The sequence below is a fragment of the Pseudoruegeria sp. SK021 genome (genome assembly GCF_002119405.1).
Lineage (GTDB): Bacteria > Pseudomonadota > Alphaproteobacteria > Rhodobacterales > Rhodobacteraceae > Meridianimarinicoccus.
Genome location: NZ_MTBG01000006.1, coordinates 121,957 through 138,075, shown reverse-complemented (window position 1 = coordinate 138,075; position 16,119 = coordinate 121,957). Strand labels below are relative to the sequence as shown.

Below are 16,119 nucleotides of genomic sequence, written 5' to 3'. Positions count from 1 at the left end.
CGCCCAAAGCGCCGGGTAGTCGGTGATCCGGCGGCGATTGCACTTGAAGTGCAGATGATACACCGAATCGAACCGGACGAGGGTGGTGAACAAACGCCAATCTGCCTCGGTTAGGCGGTCCCCCAGCAGGTAACGCGAATTTGATAGTATGCCCTCAAGCCAGTCCAGCGAGTCAAACAGCGGCCCGACAGCGGCGTCGTATGCGTCCTGACTCGTGGCAAATCCCGCCTTATAAACCCCATTGTTCACGGTGTCATAAATGCGTTGATTGACGGGTTCGATCGCCGCGCGCAGGTCTTCGGGCCAATAATTGTCCGTGTTGCCGGTGAGTTCATCGAAGGCGCTGTTGAACATGCGGATGATCTCGGCGCTTTCGTTCGAGACGATGGTTTGCCGGGCGGTGTCATAGAGGATCGGTACGGTGACGCGGCCACTGACCTGCGGATCGACATCGGTATAAACATCGCGCAGGAAGCGCCGTTGCGCCAACAGATCCCCGGTGGCGCCGGGAAAATCGGTGGCAAAGGTCCAGCCGTCACTCAGCATGTCGGGATGGACCACAGACACGCCGATATGGGGCTCTAGGCCTTTGATGGCGCGAAAGATTAAGGCGCGGTGGGCCCACGGGCAGGCGTAGGAGACATACAGGTGATAGCGGTCGCTTTCGGCCTGAAAGCCGCCCTCTCCGGAGGGGCCGGGCTGGCCATCAGCGGTCACCCAGTTGCGAAACCCAGCGGTCGAGCGCACGAAGGTGCCACCGGTGGCTTCTGTGTCGTACCATTCGTCTTTCCAGACGCCGTTTTGCAAATGTCCCATGTGGTCCTCTTAATTGGCTGACTTGTGATATAGGGAGAATGGTTTGGGAATTCTTGGCCGATTGTCGCGAAGCTGACCTGCGTGGGCGCACAGTGAGGCCGCGGAGTTGGCCCGGGTGGCGCGGCCTTAAAACGATTGCGCCACTGCGTGGGCCTGCCTATACCACCCCAGACGACGCCATCAGGCCAGAGCGGTTGGCAGTCAGAGGTCGACCCAAACCGGGGGCCAAAGGCTGCATCGTCGGGGATTGACCTAAGCTCTGCGGCCCGAGGCCATGACCCGACCGGAGTAGACCCCATGCGCGCGCTTTCTTTCCTAAACGCTCGGCCAGTGCTGAGCCCTTCTGTGGTCTTTGGCCCTGCTGGCCCTGTGGTCGACGCGGCGAGCGATGCCTCCGACCGGCAAGAGGCCTGACCGCGATGACCCGGACAGGTGTGATGATTTGCGGCCACGGATCGCGCAGTGATGCGGCTGTGGCTGAATTTGCTGTGTTGGCGGAAAAGTTGCCGGCGCTGTTGCCCGAGGACTGGATCACCGATTACGGCTATCTGGAATTCGCCAATCCGGTGATCCGGGATGGGCTGGACCGGCTGCGCGCGGCGGGCTGCGAGCGGATTCTGGCAGTGCCGGGGATGCTGTTTGCGGCGATGCATTCGAAGAATGACATTCCCACGGTGCTGAACACCTATGCCGCCAAGCATGGGATCGACGTGTCCTATGGCCGCGAGTTGGGCGTCGATCCCAAGATGATCGCGGCTGCGGCGGCCCGGATCGAAGAGGCTGAGGTCGCAGCCAACGCAAGCGGCGTCGTGGCGCGGCATGACACTTGTTTGGTGGTGATCGGGCGCGGGGCCAGTGACCCCGATGCCAATGGCAACGTGTCGAAAGTGGCGCGGATGCTGTGGGAGGGCATGGGCTTCGGCTGGTGCGAGGTCGGCTACTCCGGCGTCACCTTCCCGCTGGTGGAACCCTGCCTGAGCCACGTCGCGCGGCTGGGCTATAAGCGGGTCATCGTGTTCCCGTATTTCCTGTTCTCGGGCATTCTGATTGACCGGATCTATGGCTTCACCGATCAGGTCGCGGCGGCGCATCCTGAGATTGCGTTCATCAAGGCCGGCTATCTGGGCGATCATCCACTGGTGTTGGAAACCTTCGCGGAACGGATCACCGAACAGGTGGGCGAGGTGCCGCCCGCCAATTGCGCCATGTGCAAATATCGCACGCAGGTTCTGGGCTTTGAGGTCGAGGTTGGCGCGGTGCAGGAAAGCCACCATCACCATGTGGAGGGGCAGGGGGCCAGCGCGCCGGGGTCGAACGTGGCCGATTGTGCGCTCTGCGACACGTTCTGCACCGGCGAGTGCCGGTTGGAGGCCACTGGGCACAGTCACGATCATGATCACGGACATGCCCACAGCGATGACCATGCGCATGATCATGGGCATCACCACCACCACGATCATGATCACAGCCACGCCCCCTATCCCCATGCCGACCACCCGCACGGCCCTGAAAGTGCGCGCAAGCGCGGCGCCTGATGCGGCCCTACTTGCGTGATCCCGCCGCGATCTATGCGGCCAGCTTTGCCACCGTCCGGGCCGAGGCGCGGCTCGACCGGTTCGATGCCGGCATGGCGTCAATGGCGGTGCGGCTGATCCATGCCTGCGGCATGGTCGAGGTGGCCGACCGGATCGCCCATTCGCCTGAGGCAGCGGTGGCTGGCCGGGCGGCACTGTTGGCGGGCAAGCCGATCCTGTGTGATTGCGAGATGGTCGCGGCCGGGATCATTCGCCGGGCGCTGCCTGCGGACAATGATGTCGTGGTGACGCTGAATGACGCCCGTGTGCCCGAGCTGGCCAAGCGGCTTGGCACGACGCGCTCGGCGGCGGCGGTGACCCTTTGGGGCGATCGGCTTGAGGGCGCTGTTGTGGCGATTGGCAATGCGCCGACGGCCCTGTTTCAACTGCTGGAACTGCTGGAGGCCGGTGTCGCACCGCCTGCGGTGATCCTGGGCTTTCCGGTGGGCTTTGTCGGTGCTGCCGAAAGCAAGGCGGAACTGGCCGCGCGTCCACGCGGCGCAGAGTTCGTCGCCCTGCGCGGACGGCGTGGCGGGTCGGCGATGGCCTCGGCTGCGGTGAACGCCTTGGCCGCCGGTCTGCCGGGGGAGCCGGGATGAGCGGCGTCTGGCTGCATATCGTCGGCATGGGCGAGGCCGGGTTGGACAGCTTGATGCCCGCGACCCGTGCCGTGGTTGAGGCTGCCGAGGTCATCGTCGCCTCGGACCGTTTGCACGATAGGACGCCGGGGCTGACCGGTGAACGCCTGCGCTGGCCCAGCCCGTTTGACGCGCTGATTTCCACGATCAAGGCGCAAGAGGGCCGCCGGGTGGTGGTTCTGGCGACCGGCGATCCGCTGTGGTTCTCGGTGGGCGCGCGGATCGGGCGCGGCATTGATCCGGCGCAGATTTGCTATCACCCGCAACTGTCGGCGTTTCAGCTGTCAGCGGCGCGGCTGGGCTGGTCTTTGGCCGATACCGAGCTGCTAACCGCGCATGGCCGACCGCCCGAGCAAATTCTGCCGTTTGTCGGGCCGGGGGCGCGGTTGCTATTGCTGACCAAAGACCGGACGACGCCCAAAGCCGTGGCGGCGATGCTGTGCGCGCGCGGCTATGGCGGCAGCCGGATGACCGTACTGGCGCATTTGGGCGGCGACGCTGAAGCGCGGTTTGATGGTCTGGCGCAGGATTGGTCGGCCGAGGTGCCGGATTTCCACACGCTGGCGATTGACTGTGTCGCGGGGCCAGAGGCGCAGGTGCTGAGCCGGGTGGCCGGGCTGGCCGATGATCTGTTCGTGCATGATGGCAAGATGACCAAGCGCGAGGTCCGCGCGGTGACGCTGGCGCGGCTGATGCCCCGGCGGGGCGGGATGCTGTGGGATATCGGGTCGGGCGCGGGCTCGGTCGGGATTGAGTGGATGCGGGCGGCGCGGGATGCCCGGGCGATTGGGATCGAACCGCTGGCTGATCGCCGGGATATGGCGGCGCGCAACGCGCTGGCGCTGGGCGTGCCGCGTCTGCAACTGGTGGCTGGCCGTGCGCCCGAGGCGTTGGTGGACCTGCCGCGTCCGGATGCAGTGTTCATCGGCGGCGGGTTGAGCGAGGCGGCGGCCCGGGCGTCGCTGGCCGCGCTGGCCCCGCATGGCTGGCTGGTGGCGAACGCGGTGACGCTGGAAAGCGAGGCCCTGCTGCTGTCGCTGCACGCGCGGCTGGGCGGTGATCTGACCCGGATCCGGGTGGAGCGTGTGCGTCCGGTTGGCCCCTATCACGGCTGGCAGCCCTTCATGCCGGTGACGCAATGGGCAATTCAGGCGCGATGAGCGGCACCCTGTACGGGGTCGGGCTGGGGCCCGGTGACCCAGAGTTGATTACCCGCAAGGCGGCGCGCCTGATCGAAGGCGCAGCGGTGATTGCCTATCCGGCGCTGGCGGGTGCCGACAGCCTTGCCCGGTCGATTGCAGCCGATCTGATCCCGGCAGGGGCGCAAGAAATCGTAATGGATGTGCCGATGACCCCGGCGCGCGGTCCGGCGCAGGCGGCCTATGACAACGGCGCAGCGCGGATTGCCGACGCGCTGGAGGCGGGGCAGGATGTGGTCGCGCTGTGTGAGGGCGATCCGTTCTTTTATGGCTCATTCATGTATCTCTATGCGCGCCTGTCGGGTCGGTTTCGGGTCGAGGTGGTGCCGGGGGTGACCTCGGTGACGGCTTGTGCGGCGCGGGCCGGTCTGCCCTTGGCGGCGCGCAACGAGGCGGTGACGATCTTGCCCGGGCCGTTGCCTGATGCGGCGCTGCGGGCGCGGATCGCCTTGGCCGATACACTGGTGGTGATGAAGGTCGGGCGGCATCTGGGCCGCTTGCGCGATCTGCTGCGGGCCGAGGGTCTGCTGGAGCGGGCGATCTATGTCGAACGGGTCAGTCTGGCGGGCGAGCGCTGTGTGCCGCTGACCGAGGCGCCGGACCCCGCCCCCTATTTTTCAATGATTATCGTGACAAAAGGAGCCGACCCATGGCTGTAAGCCCTGTTGTGGTCTCAATCAACCGCGCGGGCGAAGCCGTGGCGCGCCGCATTGCCGATCAGCTTGGTGTGCCGTTGCATGGCCGCGAGGGCCGCACGGACACGCCGGATGTGACCTTTGCCAACGCGCTGGACCACATTCGCGATCTGTTCGCGGCGGGGCATGGGGTGATTGGCGTGTGCGCCAGTGGCATCCTGATCCGGGCGGTGGCGCCGCTGCTGTCTGACAAGCGGGCCGAGCCCCCGGTGCTGTCGGTGTCCGATGACGGGGCTGTGGTGGTGCCGCTGCTAGGTGGCCATCGTGGGGCGAACCGGCTGGCGCGGCAGATTGCCGATGGGCTGGGCGGGGTCGCCGCCGTCACCACTGCGGGCGATGTGGCCTTGGGGGTGGCGCTGGATGCGCCGCCTGCGGGCTATCGGCTGGCCAATCCCGAAGATGCCAAAGACGCGATGGCGTCGATTTTGGCAGGGGCGGGGGTGCGTCAAAGCGGGGTGCCGCTGTTCGATTTGGTGGACGACCCAGACGGGCAGGTTGAGATTGCGGTAACCGAAGCGCCGTTGGACGGGGGCCCGGCGCGGCTGGTGTTTCATCCGCAGGCGCATGTGCTGGGCGTCGGCTGTGCCCGGAATGCGGACCGGGCAGAGCTGTGGGAACTGGTGCAGAGCGTTCTGGCAGAGGCCGGGATCGCACCGGGCTGCATCGCGGCGGTGGGCACGCTGGATCTGAAGGCCGATGAACCGGCGGTATTGGCCTTGGCGGCGCGGCTGAACGTGCCGCTGCGGCTGTTTTCAGCGGCAGAGCTTGAGGCCGAAGCGTCGCGGCTGGCCACCCCGTCCGAGGTGGTCTTTGCCGAGGTTGGTTGTCACGGCGTCAGCGAAGGCGCGGCTTTGGCGCTGTCCGGGCCGGAGGGCGGGCTGACGGTTGCCAAGCGCAAGACCGGGGCGGCGACCTGCGCCTTGGCGCAGGCGCCGGGGCCGATCCCCGATGCGGCGGGCTTGCCGGGGCGTCCGCGGGGCCGGGTCAGCTTGGTCGGGATCGGGCCGGGGCAGGCGGCATGGCGCACGCCCGAAGCCAGCCGGATGGTGGCACAGGCGGACGAGTTGGTCGGCTATGGCCTTTATATCGATCTGCTGGGGCCGCTGGCGGCGGGCAAGCCGCGTCGGGATTTCCCTTTGGGCGGCGAAGAGGCGCGCTGCCGTCATGCGCTGGAGGAAGCCGCCAAGGGCCGCAACGTGGCGCTGATCTGTTCCGGAGATGCGGGCATTTATGCCATGGGCGCGTTGGTGTTTGAATTGCTCGACCGCAGCCCGGAGGCGGGCGGTGTCAGCGATGCGGCACGGCGGGTTGAGGTGGTCTCGGCGCCGGGTGTGTCGGCGCTGCAAGCGGCGGCGGCACGGGCCGGGGCGCCACTGGGGCATGATTTTTGCGCGATTTCACTGAGTGATCTGTTGACCCCGCGCGAGGATATCCTGCGCCGGATCCGGGCGGCGGCGGCGGGTGATTTTGTGATCGCCTTCTATAATCCGGTGTCGATGCGGCGGCGGACGTTGCTGGCCGAGGCACGTGACATCCTATTAGAGGCGCGACCGGGCGAGACGCCGGTGCTGTTGGCCAGTTCGCTGGGGCGGACCGAGGAAAAGCTGGTCTATCGTCGGCTTGACGCACTGGAGGTCGATGAGGTCGACATGCTGACCGTGGTGCTGATCGGGTCGTCACAGTCGCGGCTGGCGCAGATGGGCGAGGGGCCGCGCATGTATACGCCGCGCGGCTATGCCCGGCGCATCGATGGGGACCTGAGCACGCCGGACTGATCCGGGGCAGATCGTGCGCCGGGGCCACCCCGGCGCGGCGTCACGCGCCGGAATGGCCCCGGATCAGACGGATCAGACGGATCAGTCGTGCTTTGGCGCAGACTTGGCGAAATCAGCCTTCTGCGCGTCGGTGGCTTCGGTCTGGTAGAGGTCGCGCCACTCGGCATAGGGCATGCCGTAGATCAGGGCGCGGGCGGCGTCTTTGTTCAGCGGCACATCGCGTTCGGCGGCGGCCTCGCCATACCAGCGGCTCAGGCAATTGCGGCAAAACCCGGCCAAAGCCATCAGATCGATGTTCTGAACGTCGGTGCGGGCGGCCAGATGATCGCGCAGGCGGCGAAAGGTGGCGGCTTCCAGTTCTAGGCGGGTTTGGTCGTCCATGGCGGGCCTCTCGATATGGGCGGTGATCGCCAGATATAGGCGCGCTTGCACGGATGCGGAAGGCATCTTATGGTTTCCACGATAGGGTAGAATGGGCGGTGTCAGAGACCATCCCGTCTTATTTCTGTCACCGAAGGCTGCTGTATGAAACCCGCGTCATTTCGGTGCGTCGGCTCATTCGCCAGTTGTCCGGCGGACGAAAATACGCGATGACGGCCCCTTAGGGCGTTATCGCTAACAGACGGGTGGGCGCGAATAACGCTGCCGATCAACCGACGAATTGAACAGGGGGCCACCATGCGCCGCAGCAGAAGTATCAAGATCGTGGCCACACTTGGGCCTGCGTCGAACGACTATAAAATGATCAGTGCGCTTTATGAGGCCGGAGCCGATGTGTTCCGTCTGAACATGAGCCACGGCGATCACAGCGAGATCGCCGCGCGTCATGCGATCATCCGCAAGATTGAAAAAGACTATGGACGGCCGATCGCCATCCTTGCCGACCTTCAGGGGCCAAAACTGCGCTGTGGCGTGTTTGCCAACGGCTCTGAGATGTTGACCGTCGGTCAGAGCTTCCGCTTTGATCTGGACGAGACCGAGGGCGACGCGACCCGGGTTCGCCTGCCGCACCCTGAGATTTTCAAGGCGCTGGAAGTGGGATCGACCCTGCTGGTCAATGACGGCAAGATCCGGGTGGAGGTCGACGCTTGCGGCCCCGATTTCGCAGATTGCAAAGTGATTGCCGGCGGCGAGATTTCCAACCGCAAGGGCGTCAATGTGCCGGACGTGGTGCTGCCGCTGGCCGCCCTGTCCGACAAAGACCGTCGCGATCTGGAATTCGTCTGTGAACTGGGCGTGGATTGGCTGGCGCTGTCCTTTGTGCAGCGTCCTGAGGATGTCACCGAAGCGCGCGAGCTGGCCAAGGGCCGGGCCGCGATTCTGTCGAAGATTGAAAAGCCCGCCGCTGTAAAAGCGTTTGAGAGCATCCTTGCGGTGTCGGACGGGATCATGGTCGCGCGCGGCGATCTGGGCGTGGAATTGCCGGTTCAGAACGTGCCGCCGATTCAGAAGCGCCTGATTCGCCTGTGCCGCCACGCGGCCAAGCCGGTCATCGTTGCGACCCAGATGCTGGAAAGCATGATCGACAGCCCGATGCCCACACGGGCCGAAGTTTCGGACGTGGCAACGGCCATCTATGAGGGCGCAGATGCGGTGATGTTGTCGGCAGAATCGGCAGCGGGATCGTTCCCGGTCGAAGCTGTGACCACCATGAACAACGTCGCCGTCGAAGTGGAAAGCGATCCGAACTATCGCGCGGTTATCGATGCCAGCCGGACGGTGCCCCGTTCGACCGTGGCCGACGGCATTGTTCATGCCGCCCGCGAATTGGCAGAGACCACGCCGATCAAAGCGATCTGCTGTTTCTCGCAGACCGGCAGCACGGCGGCATTGGTGGCGCGTGAGCGTCCGGCTGTGGCGATTATCGCGCTGACGCCGAGCAAGGCGATTGCCCGCAAGCTATGCCTCTATTGGGGGATGAACTGCTACGAGACCGAAACAGTCGATCGCTTTAAGATGGCGGTGGTCAATGCAGCACGGGCCGCGCGGGCCATGGACATCGCTGGGCCGGACGACTTCATCGTCGTGACCGCCGGTGTGCCGTTCAACCAGTCCGGCACCACCAATATTCTGCGGGTTGCTCCGTGTTCGGAAGACAAGATTTTCAGTACTGGCCCGGATTGATTCGGACCCTGATCCTGCCTTAACGGGGCGGCGCACCGATGGGGCGCCGCCCCGTGTCATTTCTGCGGTGCGGCAGGGCACGATTTCCGCTTGTGCCCACCGCCTAGCCGCCGTATATGGCGCGTTCCTAACGGGTGGGGCCGGCCGAAGTGGCATGCCGAGTCTCACTTGCATCGCACCGAAAAAAAGGGAGCCGGAAATGCCCAAGATGAAGACCAAATCGAGCGCCAAAAAGCGCTTCAAGATGACGGCCACTGGCCGTGTGCTTGCAGGCCAGGCGGGTAAGCGCCACGGCATGATCAAGCGCCACAAGAAATTCATTCGCAACGCCCGTGGCACGACCACGCTTTGCGCTGCTGACGAGAAAATCGTCAAGGGCTACATGCCCTACAACCGTTAAGGAGGTCCGCCCATGTCTCGCGTAAAAGGGGGTGTGACCACCCACGCCCGCCACAAGAAGGTGATCAAGGCCGCTAAAGGCTATTATGGTCGCCGGTCCAACGCTTTCCGCACCGCTACTCAGGCTGTGGATAAAGCAAACCAATACGCCACACGCGACCGCAAGAACCGCAAGCGCAACTTCCGCGCATTGTGGATCCAGCGGATCAACGCCGCTGTGCGCAGCCACGATGAAAGCCTGACATACTCGCGCTTCATCAATGGTCTGTCGCTGGCAGGGATCGAAGTCGACCGCAAGGTTCTGGCTGATCTGGCCGTGCACGAGCCTGCTGCGTTCGAAGCGATTGTTGTTAAGGCGCAGGCCGCACTGGCCTGATCCGACCGCATTGGATGAGATGACAAACGCCGTTGGGGAAACCCGGCGGCGTTTTTCGTTGTGGCGCGGCGGACACGTCTTGTCCCCCTCAAAGCTGTGCCAACTGGCGACGCTGCCCCGTATGTGTCAGCGTGTCGGAACAACAGTTCCGGAGGACAGCGGATGCGGGCAGCACGTCTGGGTGCGATGGTGGTCTTTGCCGGGCTTGCGTTGGCAGCCCCGGTGCAGGCAGAGCGAGATCTGAATGATCTGTTCGGGATCGCGGTCAAACGCTATTCGCAGGGGGCTTTGGCGGTGATGGGGTTTGCGGCGGTTCCGTCCGAAACCGCCAGTGCACTTATCCTTGATACTGGTGCGAACCCGGGTCGCCAGGCGGATTTTGTGGCGGCGCAATTGGGCGGCGGCTTTCGCTGGAGCGACGACCTGCCGGTCTATCTGGAAGGCTATATCGGCTATAATCGCTATGATCCGGTGTTGGTTTTAGAGGGTCAGGGGCAGACGTCACGCCTGCCATTGAAGTGGACCAGCGTCGCCGCGACCGGTGGGATTGGGTATGAGTTCGACCTGTCGCCCTATCTGGTTCTGCGTCCCTTGGCGCATATCGTGTTGGGGCGGGTCCAGACCGACACCTCGGTCGCCGCCAAAAAGATCGGCGATTTTATTGATGTGGATGTGAACAGCCTGAAAGATGGCGGCTTCACTGCGGGCGGCGGCGGCGCCTCACTGGCCCTGTATTATGACCGGCGGTTCGAGAATGATTACGAGGTCGACATGTCGCTGCGCTATACCTACCTGCATTTTGAACCGATCGGGGGGGATAAGGACCTTGGCACCGCGTCGGATGCCAGCACCCTGACGCTATGGTCGCGGCAACGGTTCCCGACCGGCAAGAGGCTGTTCAACAGACCGGTGCGGGTCGTGACCGAAGCTTCCATGTCCTATATGCCAGGGGATCAGGGCGAAGTTCTGAACACCGACTGGCTGGCGCAGATCGGTCTGGGCGGGGAAATCGATCTGGTGCAGACATGGGTGCCGTGGGTCACCACGACGCGGTTGGTGGCCCGATATACCAAGGGCGAGTATCTGGAAGGCTACTCTCTGGGGCTGGCGGCCAGTTTCTGACGGACGAGGGCAGTCAAACGGCTGCGCGCTAACGTCCCGTTGACCCATTCGTGCAACCATTGAGGATATGCAGGTGCTGCGGCCTTTTTGGGCAGTTCTGCCAAGGCGGAATGGGGCAGGCCTTCGGATCGGTCAAACGCGGAGGTGTCACACAAATATGTCTTTACAGGGTTTGGATAAACCCACACCATATATTGTAAGCGGCGCTAAAACCCCCGCCGCTTCTAGAACAGGCACCAAGCCCTAGCGGGCGGATCCGCAGCTAGGGCGATAGCAAGCGAGGCCGGTCATGTCCCTATCTGAACATTATAACGAGGACCTCCACCCCATCGATATGGTTGAAACTCTGGCCGAGGACAACGCATGGGATTTCGATCGCGTCGGAGAGAATCAGATCGCGATGATCGTGGAAGGGCAGTGGCGGACCTATTCGATCACTCTGGCCTGGTCGGACAATGATGAAACCCTGCGGTTGATTGCCAGTTTCGACATGGACCCGCCAGAAGACCGGGTTGGCGAGCTTTACGAATTGCTGAACCATGCCAACGACTTGTGTTGGGCGGGCGCCTTTACCTTCTGGGCCGAACAAAAACTTATGGTGTTCCGGTACGGTCTGGTTCTGAGCGGCGGTCAAGGGGCGACGCCGGAACAGATCAATACCATGATTGCGGCGGCAGTGGCTTCAGCGGAACGGTTTTATCCGGCGTTTCAACTGGTCGGTTGGGGCAACAGTACCCCGACAGATGCGCTGCAAGTCGCCATTGCAGAGGCCTATGGCCGCGCCTAATCTGGTTCGGCGCGGCGAAATCTGGTCGCGCCATTCCAAGAGGGTTGCATGACATTTGACGATCTGAGCGCACGGGGCCTGGTTCTGCTCGGCTGTGGGAAGATGGGGTCTGCCATGCTGGCAGGCTGGTTGGCACAGGGCGTTGATGCGTCCAGCGTTTGGATCGTTGATCCCAATCCGTCGGACTGGCTGCGCGGGATTGCGGGTTTGCGTCTGAATCAAACATTGCCAGACCGCCCGGCGCTGGTCGTCATTGCCGTAAAACCGCAGATGATGCAGGACGCACTGCCCAGTTTGCACGCGTTTGGCAATGGCGAGACAATTTTCCTATCCGTCGCCGCCGGTGTTCCGATTGCGCAATATGAGGCCATGCTGGGGGACAGGACGCCGATTCTGCGGGCGATGCCGAACACGCCGGCGGCGATTTCGAAAGGGATCACGGCATTGATTGGCAACGCCGCTGCCGATGCGTCTGCGGTCAACTTGGCCGAGGCGTTGTTGGGCGCGGTGGGGCAGGTGGTCCGGCTGGACCATGAGGGCCAAATGGATGCGGTGACGGCTGTGTCGGGGTCCGGTCCCGCTTATGTGTTTCACATGATCGAGGCGATGGCAGCCGCTGGCGAAGCGGAAGGGTTGCCCGCCGATCTGGCCATGGCCTTGGCCAAGGCCACTGTCAGCGGCGCCGGACAACTGGCCGAACCGGCGGACGCGGATCCGGCGCAGCTTCGGATCAATGTGACCAGTCCCGGGGGAACCACCGCCGCAGCATTGGCGGTCCTCATGGCCGAGGGCGGTCTGGGATCGGTGATGTCTGACGCGATTCGGGCCGCTGCCGCCCGCTCACGCGAGCTTGGATCATGACGGCGATTAGCTTTGATGATTTCCTGAAGGTGGATATTCGGGTTGGGATCATCCGGCAGGCGGACCCGTTCCCCGAGGCGCGCAAACCTGCCTATAAACTGTGGGTCGATTTCGGCGATGACATCGGGATCAAGAAAAGCTCGGCGCAGCTGACCGCAAACTATACTCCAGAGATGTTGGTCGGGCGGCAGGTGTTGGCGGTGGTCAATTTCCCGCCGCGCCAGATCGGACCGGTGATGTCCGAAGTTCTGGTGCTGGGCATTCCAGATGCAACGGGCGAGGTCGTGCTGTTAGCCCCTGAGCGGGAGGTGCCGCTGGGCGGCCGGATTTACTGAGCCGGGGTTTCGGGCGTGTCGCCCATCGCGGCGCGCCAGTGGCGTCGGCATAGGGACACATAGGTTTCGTTGCCGCCGATCTGAACTTGTGCGCCGCCGCGGACCGGGTGGCCGTCGGCGTCGTTGCGGACCACCATGGTGGCGCGCTTGCCGCAGAAGCAAATGGTGCGGACCTCGCGCAGTTCATCGGACAGGGCCAGCAGGGCTGCCGAACCCGGAAATAGCTTGCCAAGGAAATCGACGCGCAGCCCGTAACACATGACGGGCAGGCCAAGATCATCGACCACCCGGGCAAGCTGCCAGACCTGCGGTTCGGTTAGGAATTGCGCCTCGTCCAGAAAGACGCAGGCCCGCGGGGTTTCGGCATGGGCGTCGGCAATGGTGGCGTACAGGTCATCCTCGGCGTTGAAGGTGGTGGCGTCAGAATGGATGCCAATACGCGATGCGATCCGCCGCGCGCCCGCCCGGTCATCCAATTGAGCGGTTAGCAGACAGGTCGCCATGCCCCGTTCTTCGTAGTTATAGGCGGCTTGCAGAAGCGCGGTGGATTTTCCGGCATTCATGGTTGAGTAGTGAAAATAGAGCTTGGCCATGGTTAATAACTGTCGGGATTGGCCGGGGCAGCGGACACGGGGTCCGCTTTGTCAAGCGAACCCCCACTGAACCGGTTGCGCCGCCGGTACTCGCTACCCACCGAATGTTCGGCAGGATCAGATGTAACGTGGGCAAGTGTGTGACGGGTTAATCGAACGCTGGGAACTGTCATTGAATTGTCTTGAATTAGCGCGGCTTGTCGGCGGACAGCACTGCGGCGATCTGTTCGCACAGATAGCCGATATTTCTGTCATTGACCCCCGGAATGCTGATCCGGCCATCGCTGGCGATATAGATGGCATGGCGCGCGCGCAGGGTCTGGATGTCGTCGGGCGTGAAGCCGGTATAGGAGAACATGCCGCGCTGCGAGGTCAGGAAGCTGAAATCGCGACCGATCTGGTGCTGTTCAAGCGTCGTCCGCAGCCTGTGGCGCAACCCGACGATCCGGTCGCGCATCCCGGCGAGTTCTTCCAGCCACTGCTGGCGCAATGTCGGATCGGTCCAAATCAGAGCCACAATCTGCGCCCCGTGCGACGGCGGCATCGAATAGCTGGTGCGCACGATGGGGCCAAGGGCGGCTGTTGCGGCAGTGGCGTGATCCGGGGTCTTGGCGATCAGGGTCAGGGCGCCGGTGCGTTCCCGGTATAGGCCAAAGTTCTTGGAATAGGATGTGGCGATCAGCACTTCGGGCAGGGCCTCGGCCATATGGCGCAGACCGGCAACATCGGCGTCCAGACCGGCCCCGAAGCCCTGATAGGCACAGTCGATCATCGGTATCAGCGCTTTGCGCGCCATCAACGCGGTCAGTTCGCGCCAGTGGTCATCGCCCAGATCAAGGCCGGTGGGGTTGTGACAACAGGCATGCAGAAGCACCACGTCGCCGGGGCGGGCGTCGCCATCAAGGCAAGCCATCATGCCGTCAAAATCCAAGGACCCGTCGGCAGGATTGAAATAGGGATAGGGCCGGGCGCGGTTGCCAGCAGAGGCGTGGATCGGGCCGTGATTGATCCATGTTGGCGTGCTCAGCCAGATGGTCGCGTCGGGGGCATTGGCGTGGATCAGATCGGCCGCGATCCGCAGCGCGCCGCTGCCGCCCGGGGTCTGGATGGTCCGGGTGCGACCGCTGGACAGCAGTGGACTGGACGCGCCAAGCAACATCTCCTGCACCGCCGCGGCGAAGGTGGGGTCACCAAGCGGGCCCACATAGGTCTTGGTGGTCTCGGTTTCCAACAGGCGCTGCTCGGCGATCTTGACGCTGGAAAGAATTGGGACCGTGCCGCTGTCATCCATATAGACGCCGACACCAAGATCGACTTTCCGTGGATTCGGATCGGCGCGGAAGGCTTGCATAAGCGCCAACAGCCGGTCGCCTTCTGGGGCCTTGATCTCCGAGAACATGCGGCACGGTCCTTTTTGCTGTGTCTGGTTCGGGTTTGCTGTGCCTCGCGACATTCGTCAAGAACCCTGTTAGAGATCGCGAGATTCTATAAACCCGCCATGACACACGGATAAGACCGCCATGCCCTTTGCCGAAGACCCCGCCCTGTTCCTGCGCCGCCTGTTCGACCGAGCGGTTGAAGTGGCCGATCCCATGCGCAGCCTTAGCGACCACCTGCCGCCGAAACCGGAGGGGCGCGTGGTTGTGATCGGGGCGGGCAAGGCGTCGGCGCGGATGGCAGAAGCGGTGGAAGCGGTCTGGGGTCCTTGCGAGGGGCTGGTGATCACCCGCTATGGCTATGGTCGGCCCTGTGTTGGGATTGAGATCGTCGAAGCCGCGCATCCGGTTCCGGATGCCGCCGGTGCAGCGGCGACAGCGCGGATGCTGACGCTTCTGGAGGGGCTGGACGACAGCGTTTTCGTGCTGGCGTTGATCTCTGGCGGGGCGTCGTCCTTGCTGGTTGCGCCCGCCGGCGACATCACCTTGGACGAAAAGCGCGCCGTTAATGCCGGTCTGCTGGCCTCCGGCGCGCCGATCGACCGGATGAATACGCTGCGCAAGCATCTGAGCCGGGTGAAGGGCGGGCAATTGGCGGCAGCGGCCTATCCGGCGCGGATGTTGGCGCTGATGATTTCGGATGTGCCGGGGGACGATCCGGCGTTCATCGGCTCGGGGCCGACAGTGGGCGATGCCAGCACCGTGGCCGAGGCGCAGGCGGTGCTGACGCGGTGGCCGTTCGACGTTCCTGCCTCTGTGACGCAGGTTCTGGCCGGTTCGACGGGGGTGGTCCCGCCGGGGGATGCGCGCCTGTCCCGGGTCGAGAACCGGGTGGTGGCGGCGCCAGCGCAATCGCTGGATGCGGCGACCGAGGCGGCTGAGGCCGCCGGATGCGAGGTCGTGTCTATGGGGTCCGATCTGGAAGGCGAGGCGCGCGAGGTGGCGCAGGCACATGCGGCCGCGGCCTTGGCGCGGAAGGCCGCGATGCGCCCGGGCGATGCGCCGGTGTTGCTGATGTCGGGCGGTGAACTGACCGTGACCCGGCGCGGCGATGGCAGTGGCGGTCCGAATGCGGAATATGCGCTGGCGCTGGCACTTGGTTTGAACGGAGCCGACGGGATTTGGGCGATTGCCGGGGATACCGATGGGGTCGATGGCGCGGCTGAGGTGGCCGGTGCGTGGATCGGGCCAGAGACGCTGGCGCAGGCGGCGGCTGCGGGGGTGTCGGCGAATGACGCGCTGGCCGCCAATGACAGTCACGGCTTTTTTGCCGCGGTCGGCGGGCAAGTGGTGACCGGTCCGACGCTGACCAATGTCAATGATTTCCGGGGGATCCTGATCCTGCCTTGAGGGTGATCTGACCGGGGGGTGCTTGCACCCCCCAAATAC

General features: G+C 64.0%; 17 protein-coding genes. 13 read left to right on the top strand and 4 right to left on the bottom strand.

Features of this window, described 5'->3' with window-relative positions; genetic code table 11:
* The coding region (locus BV911_RS06475) for a glutathione S-transferase family protein (protein WP_086052776.1) at window positions 1-816 on the bottom strand (816 nt) is incomplete at its 3' end.
* A 419-nt stretch (window positions 817-1,235) separates the two neighbouring features.
* Between BV911_RS06475 and BV911_RS06470 the strand changes: the two genes are divergently transcribed.
* The 5 genes from BV911_RS06470 to cobJ are packed head-to-tail and all read left to right on the top strand — an operon-like array spanning window position 1,236 to window position 6,697.
* The gene (locus tag BV911_RS06470) at window positions 1,236-2,351 is read left to right on the top strand and encodes a sirohydrochlorin chelatase (protein ID WP_086052775.1); all 1,116 of its coding nucleotides are present in this window, start codon (window positions 1,236-1,238) and stop codon (window positions 2,349-2,351) included.
* On the top strand, window positions 2,351-2,989 hold the full coding sequence (locus BV911_RS06465) for a precorrin-8X methylmutase (RefSeq protein WP_086052774.1): 639 nt from the start codon (window positions 2,351-2,353) through the stop codon (window positions 2,987-2,989). The genes BV911_RS06470 and BV911_RS06465 overlap by 1 nt, the downstream gene beginning before the upstream one ends.
* Entirely contained in the window at window positions 2,986-4,188 is a 1,203-nt protein-coding gene (gene cbiE / locus BV911_RS06460; RefSeq protein WP_086052773.1) for a precorrin-6y C5,15-methyltransferase (decarboxylating) subunit CbiE, read from the top strand. Before BV911_RS06465 ends, cbiE begins: the two co-directional genes overlap by 4 nt.
* Window positions 4,185-4,886 (top strand): precorrin-2 C(20)-methyltransferase, encoded by a 702-nt coding sequence (cobI, locus tag BV911_RS06455; protein ID WP_086052789.1) that lies wholly within the window; start codon window positions 4,185-4,187, stop codon window positions 4,884-4,886. Before cbiE ends, cobI begins: the two co-directional genes overlap by 4 nt.
* Window positions 4,877-6,697: a precorrin-3B C(17)-methyltransferase gene (cobJ, locus tag BV911_RS06450; RefSeq protein WP_086052772.1), complete on the top strand. Its 1,821-nt coding sequence runs from the start codon at window positions 4,877-4,879 to the stop codon at window positions 6,695-6,697. The genes cobI and cobJ overlap by 10 nt, the downstream gene beginning before the upstream one ends.
* 81 nt (window positions 6,698-6,778) lie before the next feature.
* On the opposite strand, the gene BV911_RS06445 is transcribed toward cobJ, so the two are convergent.
* Complete coding sequence (locus tag BV911_RS06445) at window positions 6,779-7,078, bottom strand: DUF1244 domain-containing protein (RefSeq protein WP_086052788.1); 300 nt, start codon at window positions 7,076-7,078, stop codon at window positions 6,779-6,781.
* 297 nt (window positions 7,079-7,375) lie between these two features.
* Here BV911_RS06445 and pyk point away from each other — a divergent pair, with 297 nt between their 5' ends.
* The 7 genes from pyk to BV911_RS06410 all read left to right on the top strand — a co-directional run bounded on the left by pyk (window position 7,376) and on the right by BV911_RS06410 (window position 12,701).
* Entirely contained in the window at window positions 7,376-8,821 is a 1,446-nt protein-coding gene (gene pyk, locus BV911_RS06440; protein ID WP_086052771.1) for a pyruvate kinase, read from the top strand.
* Between the two features lie 199 nt (window positions 8,822-9,020).
* A complete protein-coding gene (gene rpmI / locus BV911_RS06435; RefSeq protein WP_086052770.1) occupies window positions 9,021-9,221 on the top strand; it encodes a 50S ribosomal protein L35 in 201 nt (66 codons plus the stop codon).
* A gap of 12 nt (window positions 9,222-9,233) precedes the next feature.
* Window positions 9,234-9,596, top strand: a complete 363-nt coding sequence (gene rplT / locus BV911_RS06430) for a 50S ribosomal protein L20 (RefSeq protein WP_086052769.1) — start codon at window positions 9,234-9,236, stop codon at window positions 9,594-9,596.
* A 162-nt stretch (window positions 9,597-9,758) separates the two neighbouring features.
* Complete coding sequence (locus BV911_RS06425) at window positions 9,759-10,718, top strand: hypothetical protein (protein ID WP_086052768.1); 960 nt, start codon at window positions 9,759-9,761, stop codon at window positions 10,716-10,718.
* A 289-nt stretch (window positions 10,719-11,007) separates the two neighbouring features.
* Window positions 11,008-11,505: a YbjN domain-containing protein gene (locus tag BV911_RS06420; RefSeq protein WP_086052767.1), complete on the top strand. Its 498-nt coding sequence runs from the start codon at window positions 11,008-11,010 to the stop codon at window positions 11,503-11,505.
* Window positions 11,506-11,553: 48 nt separating this feature from the next.
* Window positions 11,554-12,366 (top strand): pyrroline-5-carboxylate reductase, encoded by an 813-nt coding sequence (gene proC / locus BV911_RS06415; protein WP_086052766.1) that lies wholly within the window; start codon window positions 11,554-11,556, stop codon window positions 12,364-12,366.
* On the top strand, window positions 12,363-12,701 hold the full coding sequence (locus BV911_RS06410) for a tRNA-binding protein (RefSeq protein WP_086052765.1): 339 nt from the start codon (window positions 12,363-12,365) through the stop codon (window positions 12,699-12,701). Before proC ends, BV911_RS06410 begins: the two co-directional genes overlap by 4 nt.
* Here BV911_RS06410 and BV911_RS06405 read toward each other — a convergent pair.
* Together BV911_RS06405 and BV911_RS06400 are read right to left on the bottom strand one after the other, a co-directional pair.
* Window positions 12,695-13,294: a thymidine kinase gene (locus BV911_RS06405; protein WP_086052764.1), complete on the bottom strand. Its 600-nt coding sequence runs from the start codon at window positions 13,292-13,294 to the stop codon at window positions 12,695-12,697. The two genes, BV911_RS06410 and BV911_RS06405, sit on opposite strands and share 7 nt — an antisense overlap.
* A 187-nt stretch (window positions 13,295-13,481) precedes the next feature.
* On the bottom strand, window positions 13,482-14,693 hold the full coding sequence (locus BV911_RS06400; protein ID WP_086052763.1) for an amino acid aminotransferase: 1,212 nt from the start codon (window positions 14,691-14,693) through the stop codon (window positions 13,482-13,484).
* Between the two features lie 121 nt (window positions 14,694-14,814).
* On the opposite strand from BV911_RS06400, the gene BV911_RS06395 reads away from it, so the two are divergent.
* A complete protein-coding gene (locus tag BV911_RS06395) occupies window positions 14,815-16,080 on the top strand; it encodes a glycerate kinase (protein ID WP_086052762.1) in 1,266 nt (421 codons plus the stop codon).
* Window positions 16,081-16,119 lie beyond the last annotated feature (39 nt).